This is a genomic window from Algibacter pectinivorans, assembly GCF_900112595.1.
GTDB lineage: Bacteria > Bacteroidota > Bacteroidia > Flavobacteriales > Flavobacteriaceae > Algibacter_B > Algibacter_B pectinivorans.
On record NZ_FOMI01000004.1, the window covers coordinates 1 to 20350 of the forward strand.

The following is a 20350-nucleotide window of genomic DNA, read 5'->3' on the forward strand; positions in this document are numbered from 1 at the left end:
GATGTGTTAAGTAGCTTCTCGATACAATTTTTGTTCGCGCACTCACAAAAACCACTCGAAGTGACATTGGGGTTTTTAATTATAGGTTTGTCAGTTCGAGTGATGCGACCTTAGGAGCATTTTATCGAGAACGATTTTGTGTTCAATTTATCAAGATGTATTAAGCAGCTTCTCGATACAATTTTTGTTCGCACACTCAAAAAATCACTCGAAGTGACATTGGGGTTTTTAATTGCAGATTTGTCAGTTCGAGTGATGCGTCTATAGGAGCATTGTATCGAGAACGATTTTGTGTTCAATTTATCAAGATGTGTTAAGTAGCTTCTCGATACAATTTTTGTTCGCACACTCAAAAAATCACTCGAAGTGACAGCAGACCATTTACTTTTTATTAATTTGCCGCCCTATGTTAAAACCCAAAACATACCATATCGCTTTAGGAAGCAATAAAGGTGATAAATTTAAGAATTTACAAGATGCTATCGATACCATTTACGTGCGTGTTGGTAACATAAAACTTATTTCTAAAATTTATAAATCGCCCGCATTTGGTTTTGAAAGCGACGATTTTTATAACTGCTGTCTGGTGCTAGAAAGCTATTTACAACCTCAAGAGGTTTTAGATTTGCTATTAAACATTGAAACCGATTTAGGTAGAACCCGAACCCAGGCAAACACCTACGAAGCTCGAATAATAGATTTAGATATTGTTTTTGCCGAAAACGAGATTATAAACACAGCAACCCTACAAGTGCCTCATCCAGAAATGGCTAAACGCCGATTTGTTCTGTTGCCGCTTAACGATATTGCTTCTAAACTAAAGCATCCGGTAAACAACACGCAAGTGTCTATTTTGTTGGAAAATTGCGAAGACGATTCGGTTTTAGAACCTATAAACATTTGGTTGAAAAACCCCAGCAAGCAACACCAGTTCTCGAACTTTAATTACATTGCTATCGAGGGTAATATTGGCGCTGGAAAAACAAGTTTAGCCACAAAAATGGCGCACGATTTTAATGCGCGTTTAATTTTAGAACGCTTTGCAGATAATCCGTTTTTACCCAAGTTTTACGAAGATGCAAACCGATATGCCTTTACTTTAGAGATGTCTTTCCTTGCAGATCGTTACCAACAAATTAGCGACGATTTATCGCAACTCGATTTGTTTAAAGATTTTATAGTTAGCGATTACGATATTTTTAAATCGCTTATATTTTCTAAAATTACTTTAAATGAAGATGAATTTAATTTATACCGCAAGTTGTTTTACTTAATGTATAAAGACATTGCTAAACCCGAATTATATGTTTACTTATACCAAAACACCGAGCGTTTACAAGAAAACATAAAAAAACGTGGTCGCGATTACGAGCAAAATATAGCCAATGAATATCTAGAGAAAATAAACGCTGGCTATCTCGATTTTTTAAAGACTCAAAAAGATTTTAACGTAAAAATAATAGATGTGTCCAATAGAGATTTTGTGGGCAATCGGGCTGATTATTTGTGGGTTTTAGGTGAGATTAGTGAAGGGTAGTGTTTTATTTTTAATCCTGTTTTTATTTAAGACGTTTTTTAACATCCATTCTTTGGTGTAAAATTCTAACGATTTCCACAATATCATTTTCCACTTTTCTGTAAAAAATGACATGCGATTTTATTTTTGTTAATCGATAGTTTTTTCGGGTTTGTTCTGCAGATTTCCCAATCTGATAGTTGTCTGCTATAAACTCAATCTCTTCGATTATTAATTGGTAATACCTGTCGGCTTGAGCTTTAGACCATTTATTAAAAGTATAAATCCAAATATCATTTAAATCATCAATCGCTTGTTTGCTTATACGATATTTGTTTTTACTCATAAATGTTGGTTATGTAATTTAGTAAGGTTTTGTTTTGGGTCAAAATCTTCAACAAATCCGCTTTGCTCACCAAGTTCTAGAGCTTTAATTAGCTCTCTTTCTTTTTTTTCTTCTCGTTCCAAAAGTCGCAGAGCAGAACGAATTACTTCGCTAACAGAACCATATCTGCCTGATTTTACCTCGTCTTTTATGAATTCCTCAAAGTGATTTCCGAGTGATATTGATGTGTTTTTTCCCATTTCGACAATTTATTTGCTCAAATATACCAAATCTTGGTAACGAAAGCAAGTGGCATAAAACATCTCTTGAGTTAAAATCGCAGAGAGAATTACCTAAAAGGAAGTTTATGTATGGTTTTATTCAAAAAGATTTTAACGTAAAAATAATAGATGTGTTCAATAGAGATTTTGTGGGTAATCTGGCTAATTATTTGTGAGATTAGTGGAGGGTAGAAATCCTGTTTACAACACAGCTTCTTTTATTGTTTTTGCAACCAAATCCTAATGTCTTTTCGTAAAGAAACCTCAGGTTGTGCTAACGGAATGGTTTGCCCAAACTTTTTACTTTTATTAAATTTTGAAAACATAATTTTTTCCTTTTTCCAAACCTCAGGATACAATTCCAAAAACTTATTAAAAAAACTTTGTTCGTTAATTGTGCCTTCTAGTTTGGAAAGGACGTCTTTGAAAATTTGCTCTTGGTCTATGATCATTTTGTTGGGGTTCCGTGAAAGGTGAAATTGTTTTTGGTTTTGCTTTGGCTACGTGTTTGTGTTATGGTTAGTTGTGTTGGCGAGAACTAAGTTAAAGAAATAAACCGAGCCATTAGGGAAAACTATAGGGTTTTACACGCGAATAGAGGACTAGCAATCAGATATAAATGTTGTTACCGGAAGTATTAATCGCAATAAGTTTTAATTTTAATTTCTTTATCTATTAATTTTATCATTTTTTTAATTAAAGATTTATCATCTTCAGAAGTTTCTGCACCAAAGATAACTTCCTTAATTTCTATATTTACATAATCTTGTTTTTCTGTAATTATGCGATATTCTTCTTCGTAACTCCACTCTTCAAGTTTATTTAAAAATACTGATTTTAATTCATTAAACTTTTGTGGAAATATATTGAAACTTTTAAGACCATTATATGTAACTTTTTCGATGTTGTATTTAGATTTGTCTATTTCAAATCCTATTGCAATTCCTCTATGTCCATTCGCATAATGTGACCACATTAAATGACTCTTGTAATTACCAGAAAAGGAACAAACACTTATATGACTCTCCTTTCTTGGATTCAATTTATATCTTTTTTCACTAAAAACATTTGAAAAAAATTGTCCTTCAAAATTGTCATTTAATTTTCTAAAACTTGCAACATATAATCTTTGATTGAAAAAAATATCGATGATATATTTATAATCTTTCAAATCTCGAAATTTGTAGTACATAGTTTCTCAAATATTTTTGGTAACGTTTACGTATATGGAAAGTTGCGTGTTTGTGTGCGAGGATTTTCCGAAGGAAAATCAGATGCAAGCAAACAAAGCAACTAACATTGGTTAAGGTAAAACTAGCAATTTTTTATATACTTTGTTGCCAACAGTATTTTTATTCTTTTACCGTAACATATAAATTTGTCGGAACGTGTATTTCTTCATTTTCTTTATTGTTCATTTTAAAAACTGCTACTAATTTAATATTGTGCTCTCCTGCTTTTTCTGGAATGAAGCTATACATGAATTCATTATCCGTAAGATTTTCGTAAACCAACTTATCAGGTTTTCCATCGCTGGTAGTCGTATAAACATTATAAGTCAGTAATTTTTCAGGATAATTAAAAAGGAATTTCACTTCACTTTTTTCATTTACAATAAATTCAGGTTTAGCAGTCAGTCCGACAATGTTTGAGCTTAAAACCTTATAATAGTCCGATTTAGAAATCGAATCGGTTAGTTTTTTATTTTGAGTTTCGAGTTCAGTAATCCGATTATTTAATTCCGATATTTTCTTTTCATTACACGAAAAAAAGAAGGTCAGAAGTATTAAAATTAATCCGAAGTTAGTTTTTTTCATATTGTTGGCAACTCGTTATATAGTTACATCTATGTTTCATATTCTGGAAATGAAACATGATATAGTTAGTTTTCTGCTCTTGTTATCTCGTAAATATAACCAATTCCCCCTACAAATAACAAAAAAATCCCTTACAAGAATATCTATTTGTTAAGACCTTCCAATAAGGGATTTTATTATAAGCTAGAAAGTTTTAATCCTCGTCCATTTCCATTACTAAATTGGCAATAAGAGAGGTCCATCCGGTTTGGTGAGAGGCGCCAAGGCCTTTACCGCTATCGCCATCAAAAAACTCATAGAAAAAGTGTTCGTTTTTAAAATGTTCGTCTTTTGTAAATACTTGGTCGGCATCCTCAGAATGGTACGGGAATTTACCCTCTTCATTAGGTTCAAAAAGTTTAATAAGCCTTTTGGTAAGCTCGTTTGCAATTTGCTTTAAATTGAGTTTGTTGCCAGAGCCTGTAGGGAATTCGTAGGTGTACTCGTCGCCATAAAAGGTATAGTATTTTCGTAACGATTGAATTATCATATAATTTAACGGCATCCAAATTGGTCCGCGCCAATTGGAGTTTCCACCAAACATATTGGATCTGCTTTCGCCAGATTCGTATTGTATTTGATGGTGCCCATGATGCTGAAATACAAACGGGTATTTTTCATGGTATTTTGAAAGCGAGCGTATACCGTAATCTGATAAAAACTCACCTTCATCCAACAAGCGTTTTAATAAATGCTCTAACCTAAAGCCGCGCATAATGGAGAACATAAAATTGCCATCTTCATTAGCTTTTTCTAAATTAGAAATTAAAGAGGCTAAATCGGGTCTTGTTTTAATAATACGGTTGGCACGAAACCTGAATTCTTTTAAATCTTCGAATAAATCTTTATGTATAATTTCTACGGCAAACATTGGTATTACGCCAACTAAGGAGCGCACCCGTAAACGATCGGTACTGCCATTGTCCATTTCTACCACATCGTAATAGAAATTATCATCGTCGTCCCAAAGCGAAATATCTTTTTTACCAATATGGTGCATGGCCCAGGCAATGTTTAAAAAGTGCCTAAAAAAGTTTGCTGCAGCTTCCTCGTACACTTTATTGGTTTCGGCGAGCTCTAAAGATATGCGAAGCATGTTAATAGAAAACATGGCCATCCAACTGGTAGCATCGGCTTGTTGCATACGTGTTATACCTGCAGGCATGTGGTTTCTATCGAAAACCCCAATATTATCCAAGCCTAAAAAGCCACCTTCAAAAAGGTTGGTGCCGTTTTTATCTTTTTGGTTTACCCACCAGGTGTAATTTATTTGTAGTTTATGGAAGGCTTTCTCTAAAAATGTTGTGTCGCCTTTGCCTGTTTTTGCTTTATCTTTTTCGTAAACTTTCCAAACGGCATAGGAGTGTACAGGCGGATTTACATCGCTAAAATTCCACTCGTAAGCCGGAATTTGACCATTAGGATGCATGTAGCTTTCTTCTAAAAATAAAAGTAATTGCTGTTTTGCAAAATACGGGTCTATTTCTACAAACGATGCCATATGAAATGCTAAATCCCAAGCGGCATACCATGGGTATTCCCATTTATCGGGCATAGAAATAATATGGCGGTTGGTAAGGTGTTGCCAACTGTAATTTCGCATGTTGGTACGTTGTGGTTTGCTTTCTCCGGGACCACCAAATAGCCATTTAAACACATCGAAATAGTAAAACTGCTTGGTCCATAACAAGCCTGAAAAGGCTTTTCGGGCTAATTCTTGTCGTTGTTCTGGTAAGTCTTTTTGAATGATGTCGGTATAAAAGTCTTCGCACTCTTGTATGCGTTGGTTAAATATAGCATCGAAATCGGTCCACGGATCGTTTAAAGCCTCCTTGCTTAGTCTTACTTTTACGCTTTTTTCTTCGCCTGCTTTTAAATTAAATTTATGCCAAACAGCCATTTTAGATCCCATTTTTTTAGGGTTAACTGTTTTTTGGTTGTTTACAACATGCTCATGAATGCCATCTTTAACATAAGGCACATCGTTTTTTATATTGTAAATACGTTTGTTGTTGGTTTCGTTTTCGCAAAATAACTGCTCGCCGCCTTCGTGGTAAAAATAGTAATCGCCATTTCGTGGGCTACTAGATTGTGCTGCAAATTTATTGGTCGATTTTATACTTGGGCGTTCGTGTTTTATATTATGTTTCCAGAAATTCCGGAACCAAAAGTGTGGTAACACATGTAAGTCGGCTGCTTTATTGCCTCGGTTAACCACGGTAACTTTCATTAAAATATCATCGACACCAGCTTTTGCATATTCTATAAAACAATCAAAATACGCACTATCTTTAAAGCAACCGGTATCTAAAATTTCGAATTCGTCTTCGTGTCTGCCGCGAGATGCATTTACGTTTACCAACTCGGTATACGGAAATTTGCTATGCGGATATTTATATAAGTATTTATTGTACGTGTGTGTTGGCGTAGATACTTGATGGAAATATAGCTCCTTAACATCTTCGCCGTGGTTACCTTGGTTGTTGGTAAGCCCGAATAAACGCTCTTTTAAAATGCTATCGTTTCCGTTCCAAAAAGCAGGTGCTAAACATAAAATTTCTCTAGAATCGCAAAAGCCACCAATACCTTCTTCTCCCCAACGGTACGCGTTACTTCTGGCTTTATCGTGGTCTATAAATTCCCAGGATTCGCCATGTTCGCTATAATCTTCGCGTACGGTTCCCCATTGTCTTTCTGCCAAATATGGACCCCATTTTTTCCAGTTTCTGTAATTATCTGCAACTTCTAGTCGTTGTGCTTCTGGGTTTTTATTAGCCATAAAATAGATATTAATAATTTCTGAAACAATTTAGGTAAAATTATTGCAAGTTTTGGCCAATTGGCGGTCTGTTTTTTAAGTATTGTCTATTTGGAATTTTTTGGTGGATTCTGTTGATATCTCACCAAGAACGCCATTTTTTATTTGCCTAAATGATAATTTTAAATAGAATTATTAAGTGGGATTCGCTTTTAAAACAATGTGTATAAAGTGGTTACAATATGTTCTTTGTTGTGCTCTAAAATGTAATCGTCAATTATTTTTTGGTCTTTAATCTTCAAGAAAAAAGGTGCTTCTAGAAGGTTTACACCGCTATTTTTTTTAATACGTATGCCTTGGCCAGAAATAATATCCTTGTTTGGTATAAAGTCGCCATTGGGCAAATGCTCGGTAAGGACAATGTATTTGTAGTTGGTTATTTTCTGGACCACTTCTAAAATTTCGGCGGTAGATAAATGCTGGAGTACTTGCCTTATTATAAGGCAATCTGCAGTAGGAAGTTCGGCTTTGCAAATATCTAAACAGGCAAACTCTAGGTTTTCGGCTTTAAACGTGTTTTGGTTTCGTTTAATAAGGTTTTCAACAATATCAATACCTGTATAGTGTTTAGTATGCGAATAAATATGTTTGCCAATATTAAAATCGCCACAGCCTAAATCGCACACCACTAAAGGCGTGTTGTGTGTTTTTAAAAAACCAATAATAGCGTTTAAATATGGCGTTATAATATTAGGGTCGTGCGAACCGAAACCAGAATAAAACGCGGTGGTTTCGCCACCCCAAAGGTTGAGCTCATAAATCTGGGTCATGGCATCTTTAGTGGGCCATGGTGCTTTTGCTTTTTTTGGCATGGGGTCAGATTAAGAATTTATTAAAACCCTATTGCTGTAACTTACTAAATAAGTCCCAAGTAACTACGCCGCAGCTAACCGAAATATTTAATGAGTGTTTTGTACCATATTGGGGTATTTCAATAACAAAATCGCTTTTATCTACCACATTTTGCGCCACACCTTTTACCTCGTTACCAAAAACTAAAGCGTATCTGGTGTGAGCTTCGGTTTTAAAATCGTTTAGCATAATGGCGTTTTCGGCTTGCTCGATGGCGCATATTTTAATGTTATCGGCCTGTAGTTTTTCAACTATATCTAAAGTGTTTTCAGCATATTCCCAATCAACAGTATCTGTACTGCCTAATGCTGTTTTATGTATATCCTTGTGTGGCGGTTTCGCAGTAATGCCACAGAGGTAAATTTTTTCAATTAAAAAAGCATCGCTCGTTCTAAAAACCGAGCCAATATTGTTTAAGCTTCTAATATTATCTAGTACAATAATTAATGGTGTTTTTTCAGCCTCTTTAAAAGCATCAACACTTAATCTATCTAACTCACTATTTTTTAGTTTCCGCATGCTTTGTTTTATTATTTCCGCGAAAGCGAAAATCTCATTAATCTTTATTTTTTATTAAATTGGGCGTCTGCCTGCCGGAAGGCTGGTTACCACACCCTTCGTCTATGCTCAGGGCGAGTGGTCGGGCTTGAAGCCTGTCTTGAGCAAAGTCGAAAGGTTACAAGTCCTCGCACTTCCTTCGTCAGGCTGTGGGCTTTCCACTGCAATCCCTAACGCGCCACGGTTATGTGCTTACTCAAAACTAAAAACAAGGTCGTTTAACTTAGTGTTATCCAGTAAAAATAAAGGAATCCATATATGCCAAACCATAAACCTGTTTTTGTGAACAAGTACCAATAACTTCTATGCTTTCCGCTTTAAAAAAAATAGAATAATAATTACATTAGCAAACTTACTAAAACAGAAAACCATTGGCAACAAAAAGTAAAAAAGTAACCCCGTTAATGAAACAATACAATGCTATAAAAGCAAAGTATCCAGATGCTTTGTTGTTGTTTCGTGTGGGCGATTTTTACGAAACTTTTGGTAGCGATGCGGTTAAAACGGCAAATATATTAGGCATTATTTTAACCAAGCGTGGTGCCGGTAGCGAAAGCGAAACGGAGTTAGCAGGGTTTCCGCATCATTCATTAAACACCTATTTGCCAAAATTGGTAAAAGCTGGCGAGCGTGTTGCCATTTGCGACCAGTTAGAAGATCCTAAACAAACCAAAAATATTGTAAAGCGTGGTGTTACAGAGTTGGTAACGCCAGGAGTTGCTTTAAATGATGAGGTTTTAGTCTCTAAATCTAACAACTTTTTGTGTTCGGTTTATTTCGATAAAAAATATATAGGGATATCGTTTTTAGATATTTCTACGGGCGAGTTTTTAACATCGCAGGGTAATGCGGAGTATATTGATAAGTTGCTCCAAAATTTTAGCCCAAGCGAGGTTTTAGTGTCCAAACAAAAGCGCAGCTTATTTAATAAAACTTTTGGCGAAGATTTTCATACCTTTTATTTAGAAGATTGGGTGTATCAAACCGATTATGCCTACGAAACTTTAACCAAACACTTTGATACAAAAACCTTAAAAGGCTTTGGTATTGAAGATTTATACGAAGGTATTATTGCGTCGGGTTCTATACTGCATTATTTAGGAGAAACTCAGCATCATAAATTACAACATATCACTTCTATTTCTAGAATTGCCGAAGATGATTATGTGTGGATGGATAGATTTACCATAAGAAATTTAGAACTTTATAACTCCACAAATAACAATGCGGTTACGCTTTTAAATGTTATTGATAAAACCATTTCGCCTATGGGCGGAAGGTTGTTAAAACGCTGGTTGGCGCTTCCTTTAAAAAATGTTGAAAAAATAAAACAACGCCACGAGGTGGTAAGTTTTTTAACAAAAGAAGATGCCGTACTTCTAAACATTCAAAACCATATTAAGCAAATTGGCGATTTAGAGCGTTTAATTTCTAAAACAGCCACAGGTAAGGTGAATCCACGAGAGGTTATTCAGCTTAAAAACTCCCTAGAAGCTATTGTGCCCATTAAAGAGCTGGCTTCAAATTGCGATAATGAATCTCTAAAAATTATTGGCGATACCTTACAAAGTTGCCAGGTATTACGCGAAAAAATTAAGGAAACTGTTAATGAAGATGCGCCTGTAAATGTTTTAAAAGGAAATAGTATTGCGCCTGGTTTTTCGGCCGAATTGGATGAGTTAAGAGGCTTGTCTAAATCCGGAAAAAACTATTTAGATAGTATGTTAGAGCGCGAAAGTGAACGCACCGGAATAACATCGCTAAAAATAGCATCCAATAACGTTTTTGGGTATTATATAGAAGTTAGAAACACCCATAAAGATAAAGTTCCAGAAGAATGGATACGTAAGCAAACTTTAGTAAATGCAGAGCGTTACATTACCGAAGAACTTAAAGAATACGAAGCCAAAATATTAGGTGCCGAAGATAGAATACAAGCCATAGAGCAGGAGTTGTTTGCTAAATTGGTTACTTGGTTAAATCAATATATTAAGCCTGTACAGCAAAATGCTTTTTTAATTGGGCAAATAGATTGTTTATGTGGGTTTGCACAATTGGCAAAAGATAATAATTACATATACCCAACGCTCGATAATTCTTTCGATTTAGAAATTAAAGAGGGGCGCCACCCGGTTATAGAAAAACAATTACCAATAGGCGAAGCGTATATTGCTAACGATGTATTTTTGGACAGAACGGGGCAACAAATTATTATGATTACGGGTCCTAATATGTCTGGTAAATCGGCCATATTACGTCAAACCGCCTTAATCGTGTTATTGGCTCAAATAGGAAGTTTTGTGCCTGCTAAAGAAGCGAGAATAGGATTGGTTGATAAAATTTTTACTAGAGTTGGTGCTAGCGATAATATATCGATGGGCGAATCTACATTTATGGTAGAAATGAATGAAACCGCATCTATTCTTAACAATATCTCCGACAGAAGTTTGGTCCTACTTGATGAAATTGGTCGAGGCACAAGTACTTACGATGGTATTTCGATAGCATGGGCTATTAGCGAATATTTACATGAGCATCCTGCAAAACCAAAAACCTTATTTGCCACGCACTACCATGAGCTTAATGAAATGAGTGAAACTTTTGAGCGCATAAAAAACTTTAATGTGTCTGTAAAAGAGTTAAAAGACAATGTTTTGTTTTTAAGAAAATTGGTTGAAGGCGGAAGTGCGCATAGTTTTGGAATTCATGTGGCAAAAATGGCAGGTATGCCGCAGCAAGTTTTGCATCGCGCTAACAAAATTTTGAAGAAATTAGAGCAGTCGCATTCCAGCGAAGAGCTTACCGATAAGGTAAAAACAATAAATGACGACATGCAACTCAGTTTTTTTAATTTAGACGACCCATTATTGGAAAATATTAAAGAAGAAATATTACACATTGATATTGATACACTTACACCTGTAGAAGCGCTTATGAAATTGAATGAAATTAAGCGAATGTTGGTTAAAAAAAAGCAGGCTTAAAATTTTTTTAATTTATTTTAGCAAAACGCTTTGGTATTCCTAGAAATATTTTAAATTTGCATCCGCAATAGCAATATTGCAAGTTCATATAAAAGACTGCGAAAGTAGCTCAGGGGTAGAGCATCACCTTGCCAAGGTGGGGGTCGCGGGTTCAAATCCCGTCTTTCGCTCTGAAACTTTCTTAAAATATACCAATGCTGAAGTGGTGGAATTGGTAGACACGTTGGACTTAAAATCCAATGTCCATTAGGACGTACGGGTTCAAGTCCCGTCTTCAGTACAGATGAAAGGCCGAAACGAAAGTTTCGGCCTTTTTTTGTTTTAAAAATATGCTGAAGGCTCGTTTTGTATTTATTTTTAAAGTAAAAGGTAATCCAAATATTTATATTAACATGTTAAAATAGAGACTCGATATAGGTAATTCCTGTCTCCTTAGAAAAAGCCTTGTCTTTTGTTAGTTTAGGCTTTTTATTTAAACCAATCTGTAAAAATAAAGACCAGTTTATTATTTTAATACATTTTTAAGTAGTAATCTGGTATTCAAATATGTTAGCTTAACATATCTATTTGGGTTTAGATATTTAAGACAAGTTGTTCAATTTCTATTTTAGTACCTAATATCCATTTTAAATTGTAATTGGTTTAGCTTTTTATGTCTATAATTTAGTTAATATAAAGCTTATTCCGTATTGCGATGGTCGGTCATTTGGGTTATATAGCTGTTACATTAAAAAAATCTACTTTATAAAATTAGATATTAAAAAATATGTGTTTTTAGCATTAATAAATTTTAAAACAAAGGTGTGTTCTTTATTGAATGCCCATATATAGCATCATTTGTTACATAAGATGCATCATTTGTTGTAAACCTAATTTTAGCATAATTATATTTTTGTTTCACATTAATTTAAAATTATTTTTAATAGTATAGTTTTATAAGAAACGTAGGTACTTCTTCTATTATAAGGAGTATAGTTAAGGAAGAATTTTGTAAGGCTTTAGCTTTTGTGTAAAAAGTACCTAAGCAATCTAAAAAAATGATTGTGCAGCACTAATACCAAACTATTATCCCGTATCAATTTACTATACAGTGTCGTTTTAAAAAGAGAATGCAACGTAAGCAAACTCAAAATTAATGAGATAGATATTTTATTTAACGGCACTTATTTTGGTTAAAAGGTGGTAAGTTATTGATAAAAAACTTTATTTAATATAGCGCTAGGATGTTGTAAATTGATGGTAAGTGTTTTTTGTGAATTTGGATTTGGTAAATGCATGTAAAACAGATTAAACTCGTTGGCTAATTTTAGCTTTTTTAAATTAAAAGTAAATAAAAACTTAAGAGTCTAGTGTTTGTAGTAAGATTAAGAAATTTATGTCTTTTTTATATTTGTATAATTTGTGAGTTTTTTTAACTATTATGCGAGCAACTAGCAAGGGAAGTAGTATTTAAAATATATACTTTTAACGAGTAATTGAAAAGATCAATTATATTTCTAGGAATCTAAATTAATTCTCCGAAATTTAAAGTTATAAAACCAACCAAAACTAAAACCAAACTAAATATAATGAAAACCCTAACTGTACTTTTGTTTTTTATTTCACAACTTACTTTTTCTCAATACAAAGACCTTAAAGTAGATGGAACATTTAAAAAATGGCAAAAAGTAACCTTAAGTTTTACTGGCGATACTTTTAATGAAAGTCAAGAAGATAATCCCTTTTTAAATTACAGACTTAATGTTGTTTTTAAACATAAAAACAAAACATATGTAGTTCCTGGTTTTTATGCCGCCGATGGTAATGCAGCCGAAACAAGCGCCAAAACCGGTAAGGTTTGGCAAGTACGATTTATGCCAGATGAGGTTGGTACTTGGACCTACCAAGTATCCTTTAGAAAAGGGAAAAATATAGCCATAAATGATGATATAAATGCAGGCGAACCTGTTGCTTTTGATGCTTTAAAAGGTGCTTTTGAAATTGCAAATCCAGATGAAGGCGAAAAAGGCAGGTTGCAATATAAAGGCGACAGATATTTACACTATGCCGAAACCAACGCGCCCTTTTTAAAAGGGGGCACAGACAGTCCTGAAAACTTTTTAGGCTATTATGAGTTCGATCAAACACCAGATAAACACAGGTACGAGCCGCACGCTCAAGATTGGAAAAAAGGAGATCCAACGTGGCAAAACGGCAAAGGTAAAAACATTATTGGAGCATTAAATTATTTAGCTTCAAAAGGGATGAATTCGGTTTATTTTTTAACCATGAATGTGCAAGGCGATGGAAAAGATGTTTGGCCGTGGACCGATGAAAATGAGCGTTACCGTTTTGATTGTAGTAAGCTAGACCAATGGGAACTTGTTTTCGATCACATGGATGCGCTAGGGTTAATGCTTCATATAGTAACTCAAGAAACAGAAAACGAGCTGTTAATGGATATTGGCGAACTTGGTGTACAACGAAAATTGTATTACCGAGAGTTAATCGCAAGGTTTTCTCATCATTTAGCAATAACATGGAATTTAGGAGAAGAAAATGGCCCTGTACATTGGTCTCCAAAAGGACAAAATGATAGCGATAGAAAAGCTATGGCTAAGTATATTAAAACTCATGATCCTTATAAGAATTTTGTGGTGTTACATACACATTCCTTACCAGAAGAGCAGGATTTGTATTTAAATCCATTACTAGGTTATCCGTTTTTAGATGGTCCTTCTATGCAAACACACAAACCGGATTTAATTCACGACATAACCAAAAAATGGATTAACGAATCTCAAAAAAGTGGAAGGAATTGGGTTGTAAATCAAGATGAAATAGGTCCTGCTGATACTGGAGCAAAACCAGATAAGGACGACCCTAACCACAATGATATAAGACATCGCGTATTATGGGCAAATTTAATGGCTGGAGGTGCTGGTGTAGAGTGGTATTTTGGATACAAATTTGATCATAACGATTTAAATTGCGAAGATTGGCGTTCTAGAGATGATGTTTGGAATCAAACAAGATATGCTTTGGACTTTTTTCAGAAACATTTGCCTTTTTCAGAAATGCAATCTGCCGATGGTTTAACCGAGAATCCAAACGATTTTGTTTTTGCAAAAAATAATGATACCTACGCCATTTACTTACCAGAAGTAATAGAAACAAAAATCAACTTATTTGGTTCTAAAAACACGTTTCAAGTAAAATGGTATAACCCAAGAACCGGTGGAGACTTACAAATCGGAAGTGTTAAAACTATAGAAGGTGGTCAAAAGGCAGATATTGGGTTTCCGCCAAATAAAGAAAAAGATTGGGTCGCGTTGTTAAGCTTAAAACGTAACACAAAAAAAGGTGCTTTAAAAACAAAAAAGGAGGTAGTAACCTTAAGTGCTTTAACAGATTTTGAAATAGAAGCAAATCAAAACAAAGCGGTATACTATAAAGATAAACCTAACGGTGTTTTTGCTATTAATGCTGCAGATAAAGGACAACGCTCTAAGTATGCGTATGCAACCACAAGGTTTAATGGAGTGTCTGGTTTGTATGATTTGGCGTTTATTTCAATGGCCGAGAATGATGGTGAATCGGAATACCTTATTTTAAAAAATGGTAGTGTTATAAGTGAGGTAACAAACCCGGAAACAGATAAAGCATTTGAAGAAGCACGTCATAATCTAGGTCTAGTTTTTATTGCAGAGCATGATATAATACAAATAGCATCTAAGGCTGTTACAAACAAAAAAATACCTGAAAACGATGAAACAGCTTGGTCTAGAGGCCGTTGGAGTCGTTTAATTTTAACACCTGAAGGCATGGTAACTAAACATATGTTGCAAGCTGAAACTGCTTTTACAGAAAAAGATGGGGTGTTAGAAATTGAGGCAGAGAATTTTCATTATAATTCAAAAAACGGAACAAACAGAACGTGGATTGTTAAAACGGCTAAAGAGAAAACAGACCAAAGTAAAACCGCAAGCTCTAATACATATATCGAGGCCTTTCCGGATACACGTATTACGCACGACGATATTTTAATTACAGGCGATAACTTTTTCCCTTTGCCAGGTGTTGGAGGTTTGGTTTCGTACAAAATAAACGTTAGTACAGCTGGCCGTTACTATGTTTGGGTTAGTGCTTATTCTAATGGTACCGAAGATAACGGGGTGCATGTTGGCGTAAATAATACGTGGCCAGAAAGTGGTGCGCGTATGCAATGGTGCAAGGGTAAAAATAAATGGACATGGTCCTCGGCACAACGAGATCCAGATAATCATTGCGGAACGCCAAAAACCATATTTTTAGACCTCGAAGAAGGAACGTCTATTTTATCTTTCTCCATGAGAGAAGATGGTTTTAAAATGGATAGAATTATTCTAACAAAAGATGTTAACTTTAGTCCTAAATAAAATTGTAACACTATGCAGCTAAAAAGATGGATCATTCTTTTCTTTTTTTTAGGGTTTATATTTACCTTAAATTTTGAAGCACAAACTCCTACTGAAGATTTTCAATTTGTTAATATAAAAGAAGGCATTTCTAAAGTTGGTATATATTCCATTATTCAAGATCACTATGGCTTTGTTTGGATATGTACTAATGGTTCTGGTCTGTATAAGTTTGACGGCGTTGATTATACTTCATATAAGTACAAAGTAGGAGACTCAACGGCGTTGCGAAGTAATCTTGTTTTTTCTTCCTATCTAGATAAAGAAAACCGGCTTTGGTTTGGTACAGAAGATGGTTTAAATCTATATAACAGAGATTTAGATGATTTTAAAAAGATACCTCTTGGTAATTCTAACGAAATTGGAGTTTCTGTATTAAGTATTAAAGAAGATAATCGAGGAAATCTTTTAATTGGAACTAAAGATTTGGGTTTATTCATGCTTAATTTAGAAAATCGAGAGGTTGTTCGAGTAACAAAAAGAAATCGTTATCCAGCTATAAACTCCATAGAAATATGCAATGAAACTGTGTATTTAGGAACTAGTGTTGGGCTTAGGGTGTTAGATTATTCTAGTAATAAAATTAGAAAGCCTCATAACAGTAGTAATATAAATTTTAACTTACCTATACAAACCTTAAAGCGGACTACAAATAATCATCTATGGGCGGGAACTTACGGTAATGGTGTAATTAAGTACCAAACTGAAAAAGATACAATTATAAAAGTTTTAAATTTTAAAATAACTAATAAACGTATACTAGCAATGACTCAGTTGGCAGATCATTCTATATTAATTGGCTCGGAAAATGACGGCCTTTTTCATCTTAATACTAAGGGAGAGTTAATAAAAAAATACGTAAATGATAAAAGAGATGAAAATAGTATTCGATCAAACTCCATTTGGTCTTTGTTTCTTGATAAAGAAAACCGTATATGGTTGGGTTACTACAATAGCGGAGTGGCGGTAAGCGATAAGTTTTTTGATAAATTTGGAAATATTGAAAGCTTAACAAGTAATATAAATTCGTTACAAACGGGCTCAGTAACATGCCTTGTTAAAGGTACTAACGACCAAATTTGGGTTTCTATGGATGGAGGAGGAATCGATATAATAGATACTAAAAACCTAAATTTTAAGCACGTAAATATTTCGTCTACCAAGCATTACTCTGGATTAACTAGTAATTATATTCAAACTATTTTTATTGATAGTAAAGAAAATATTTGGGCAGGAAGTTGGGATAATGGTTATTATGTACTTAAAAAAGACTCAAATAAGTTTAAGAATGTAAATGTAGAAAACTCCAAGGGAGATTTGGGCTCTAATGCTATTTTGTCTATAACCGAAGATCAAGATGGTATTATTTGGATGGGATCGTTCTATACCGGAATATACGCATATAATCCAAAAACAAATATACTTAAAAACTATAATTCTGGTCCATTTGAAAGTATTTCAAATACCGATGTTAGAAAAATATTAGTAGATAACGATAATGCTATTTGGTTTGGTACAATCGATGGGCTTTTTAAAATAGATAAAGGAGATAATCAGGAATTAAAACTTACTTCATTACAAGAAAAGATGTCTCAAGCTCCTAATAACCAAAAAAGTGCCAATCATATTTTATCCTTATTTCAATGTTCAAAGGGCTATATTTGGATTGGTACACGCGGTGCAGGACTTTGCAGATACAACAAGAAATCCAACGAACTTAAATGGTATAATAAAATTACAGGTTTACAAGAAGAAAATGTTACCGGGATTATTGAAGATAACGCAGGGACTATTTGGATATCGGGTAATTCGGGGATTTCAAAAATAAATATTGAAACAAACGAGGTTAAAAGTTATACCTCTAGCGATGGGTTGCTATCCGACGATTTTAACTTTAACGCCACCTTAAAAGATGAAAATGGTGTGCTTTATTTTGGTAATTACAAAGGTATAGATTTTTTTAATCCAGAAAAGTTAGAAGTAAACTCTAGTGTACCTTCATTATATTTAACAGGATTGAAAATTTTTAATAAACAAGTTGCTCCAAACCAGAAAAACAGTCCGCTTACTAAGGTTATCGCCGAAACTAAGAGTTTAGAATTTAATTACGAACAAACTGTATTTACTATTGAATATATAGGGATTAATTATACCAGACCAGAAAAAAATCAATACGCCTATTACTTAGAAGGTTTTGAGGACTCTTGGAATTATGTTGGTGATTTACAAAGTGCTACTTATACAAATCTTGATTATGGTAATTATACTTTTAAACTAAAAGCAGCAAATAATGATGGTGTTTGGAACGAAACCCCTCTAGAGCTTAAAATAACTATGTTACCACCATGGTGGAAAACAAATGTTGCTATGCTATGTTATATAACTTTATTTTTTATGGGCGTATACCTATTAAATAGAATGACACAAAGCCGTATAAAGGAGAAAGAGGCTATTAAAAATGAACGTATAAAGCGAGCACAAGAAGATCAATTAAATGAGAAGAAAATACAGTTTTTTACTAATATTTCTCATGAGTTTAGAACGCCACTTACATTAATAATAAATCCGTTGCAGGACATTCTTCGAGATAAAAGTCTAGCTCTTCCTTATATAGTAAAAGATAAATTGGATGTTATTTACAGAAATACAGATAGACTATATAGAATGATAAATGAGCTTATGGACTTTAGAAAGTTGGAGCTCGATAAAGTTAATATTAGAGCTTCAGAATTTAATCTTGTTAGTTTAACAAAGGATGTGGTTGCTTTTTTTAAGGAAGAAGCTTCTAGCCGTAACATCTATCTTTCCATGGATGCCGATGTGCCCGAATTACCAATTTGGGCAGATGCTAGTATGTTGGAAAAAATCATCTTCAATATTATGTCTAATGCTATAAAAGTGACTCCAGATGGTGGTGCTATTAATGCAGATATTTTATCGACAGACGATTTGGTTTTATTTCCTTTAATAGACGAGAAAAATCCGCGTAAAGCTTTAGAAATTAGAATATCAGATACAGGTCCAGGTCTAGAAAAGGACCAGATTAATAAAATTTTCGAACGCTTTTATCAAATTGAAAATCTTAACAAAGGCTATTATGGTAGCACAGGTATTGGTTTAGAGGTTGTACAGAGTTTTATAAAATTGCATAAAGGAAAAGTTGAAGTGGAAAGTGAAGTTGGTAAGGGAACCACATTTAGAATTTTACTTCCTGCTGGAAATGCTCATTTTACAAAAGAGCAGCTTGCACCTCAGGTAATTTCAGAAAGCACTAAAAAAGAAAAATTTATTTTAAACGCTGGTGTCGAATCTGTTGAAACAGATATAGATAACGATGCAGGAAACGATACCAGGTCGAGTACTTTACTTATTGTAGAAGATAGTGTTGAACTTAGAAAATATTTAAAAAGCGAATTAATAAATAATTATAAAATACTAATAGCAAAAAACGGAAAAGAAGGTCTAAAAATAGCAAAAGAATCAATACCAGATATGATTTTAACCGATGTTATTATGCCAGAAATGGATGGTTTTGAGTTTTGTAAGCAAATAAAAACAGATATAAAAACAAGTCATATCCCGCTGTTAATGCTAACAGCTAAAACTAGAATAGACGACCGTATGGAAGGTATTGGTTTTGGTGCCGATGCCTATATGGTAAAACCGTTTGATATGCGTTTGTTAAAATTGCGTTTAGAGCAGTTAATAACTAGTAGAAAACTAATATTTGATAAGTATTTTTCGGATATTAGTGGTAAAGAAAAGGCAGAAACAACCTCTATTGATAAAGAGTTTATACAAAAAGTACTAAGTTATATAAGTGAAAATATGAGCGATTCGGATTTAAGTGTAGAGGTTTTAGCATCGCAACTAAACTTAAGTAGAAGCCAACTTTATCGTAAAATAAAATCGCTTACGGGTCAAACGGTCAATGAGTTTTTAAGAAAGCTACGTATACAAAAAGCTAAACAGATTCTTGAAACAGGAAACTCTAATATTAGTGAAGTTTGTTATAAAGTAGGGTTTTCTTCACCGTCGTATTTTACGAAATGTTTTAAAGCTCACTTTGGTATTCTTCCTACCGAGGTGAAGGTAAAAAAGGATGACAACTAGATAAGCAATACTTTAAAGTAAACAGTAAAACATATAAAGCCCACCGTTTTAATTCGAAATTGCTTTGCGCTAAAAGTGTGATTTGCGAAGTTTAACCTGTATACAAGGTTAGTAATAAATGTTGCGGGGAGTGAATCAAATGTTGTAAAAGGGCTTTTTATAATAGAAGTCGCAACAAAAGTCTTATTTAATGCTTAATGTGTTCTATTCTAAAACATAAGGCAACTAGTATATTTGATTTTGTAATTATTGTTTTTTAACATGAAACACCGTAAAACCAGATTAAAACTTTTAGCAGAAATAGTATTAGTCTGCTTTATGCTTTGCATTTTGGTTATGATATTAAGTTTTTTTTAGTTGTAATTTTTATTGACAGATAAATAGGCTTAGTTTAATGGGTTTAAAAAAACACAATATTTGTAAACCTCTCTATATGTTTTATGGCTAAAAAAAATAAGCGGCTAGCTACTAGGTTAGTCAATGTTATTAGAGGCGCTAGTTTATGCTATCAATAAAGTTTTAAATGCAATTTGTTGCCCTTTAATCCAGACTCTAAAACATCAAAAAAAAGGTTGCTATCTATTGTATGTTCAAAAACACACACACACAAA

General features: G+C 33.8%; 12 protein-coding genes and 2 tRNA genes. 6 read left to right on the top strand and 8 right to left on the bottom strand.

The window, feature by feature from the left end; genetic code table 11:
• Positions 1–406 precede the first annotated feature (406 nt).
• Complete coding sequence (folK, locus tag BMY96_RS07215) at positions 407–1537, top strand: 2-amino-4-hydroxy-6-hydroxymethyldihydropteridine diphosphokinase (protein WP_092850939.1); 1131 nt, start codon at positions 407–409, stop codon at positions 1535–1537.
• Between the two features lie 22 nt (positions 1538–1559).
• Here folK and BMY96_RS07220 read toward each other — a convergent pair whose 3' ends face one another.
• From BMY96_RS07220 to BMY96_RS07260, 8 genes are all read right to left on the bottom strand, one after another.
• A complete protein-coding gene (locus BMY96_RS07220; protein WP_092850940.1) occupies positions 1560–1862 on the bottom strand; it encodes a type II toxin-antitoxin system RelE/ParE family toxin in 303 nt (100 codons plus the stop codon).
• A complete protein-coding gene (locus BMY96_RS07225; RefSeq protein ID WP_092850941.1) occupies positions 1859–2101 on the bottom strand; it encodes a type II toxin-antitoxin system ParD family antitoxin in 243 nt (80 codons plus the stop codon). The genes BMY96_RS07220 and BMY96_RS07225 overlap by 4 nt, the downstream gene beginning before the upstream one ends.
• Before the next feature lie 239 nt (positions 2102–2340).
• Positions 2341–2574, bottom strand: coding sequence for a hypothetical protein (locus tag BMY96_RS07235; protein ID WP_092850944.1), 234 nt, complete (start codon positions 2572–2574; stop codon positions 2341–2343).
• A 185-nt stretch (positions 2575–2759) separates the two neighbouring features.
• Positions 2760–3293: a DUF2971 domain-containing protein gene (locus BMY96_RS07240; RefSeq protein WP_175473533.1), complete on the bottom strand. Its 534-nt coding sequence runs from the start codon at positions 3291–3293 to the stop codon at positions 2760–2762.
• A 181-nt stretch (positions 3294–3474) separates the two neighbouring features.
• Positions 3475–3939, bottom strand: a complete 465-nt coding sequence (locus BMY96_RS07245) for a hypothetical protein (protein ID WP_092850946.1) — start codon at positions 3937–3939, stop codon at positions 3475–3477.
• A gap of 193 nt (positions 3940–4132) precedes the next feature.
• Positions 4133–6757, bottom strand: a complete 2625-nt coding sequence (locus BMY96_RS07250; protein ID WP_092850947.1) for an MGH1-like glycoside hydrolase domain-containing protein — start codon at positions 6755–6757, stop codon at positions 4133–4135.
• A gap of 191 nt (positions 6758–6948) precedes the next feature.
• A complete protein-coding gene (locus BMY96_RS07255) occupies positions 6949–7608 on the bottom strand; it encodes a class I SAM-dependent methyltransferase (RefSeq protein WP_092850949.1) in 660 nt (219 codons plus the stop codon).
• 28 nt (positions 7609–7636) lie between these two features.
• Positions 7637–8167 (bottom strand): RNA methyltransferase, encoded by a 531-nt coding sequence (locus BMY96_RS07260; RefSeq protein ID WP_092850950.1) that lies wholly within the window; start codon positions 8165–8167, stop codon positions 7637–7639.
• A 410-nt stretch (positions 8168–8577) separates the two neighbouring features.
• Between BMY96_RS07260 and mutS the strand changes: the two genes are divergently transcribed.
• The 5 genes from mutS to BMY96_RS07285 all read left to right on the top strand — a co-directional run bounded on the left by mutS (position 8578) and on the right by BMY96_RS07285 (position 19739).
• Positions 8578–11190: a DNA mismatch repair protein MutS gene (mutS, locus tag BMY96_RS07265; protein ID WP_092850951.1), complete on the top strand. Its 2613-nt coding sequence runs from the start codon at positions 8578–8580 to the stop codon at positions 11188–11190.
• A gap of 98 nt (positions 11191–11288) precedes the next feature.
• Positions 11289–11360, top strand: a tRNA-Gly gene (locus BMY96_RS07270).
• 26 nt (positions 11361–11386) lie between these two features.
• Positions 11387–11470 (top strand) — tRNA-Leu (locus BMY96_RS07275).
• 1288 nt (positions 11471–12758) lie between these two features.
• Complete coding sequence (locus BMY96_RS07280; protein ID WP_092850952.1) at positions 12759–15587, top strand: DUF5060 domain-containing protein; 2829 nt, start codon at positions 12759–12761, stop codon at positions 15585–15587.
• A 12-nt stretch (positions 15588–15599) separates the two neighbouring features.
• Positions 15600–19739, top strand: coding sequence for a hybrid sensor histidine kinase/response regulator transcription factor (locus BMY96_RS07285; protein ID WP_092850955.1), 4140 nt, complete (start codon positions 15600–15602; stop codon positions 19737–19739).
• Positions 19740–20350: the final 611 nt, after the last annotated feature.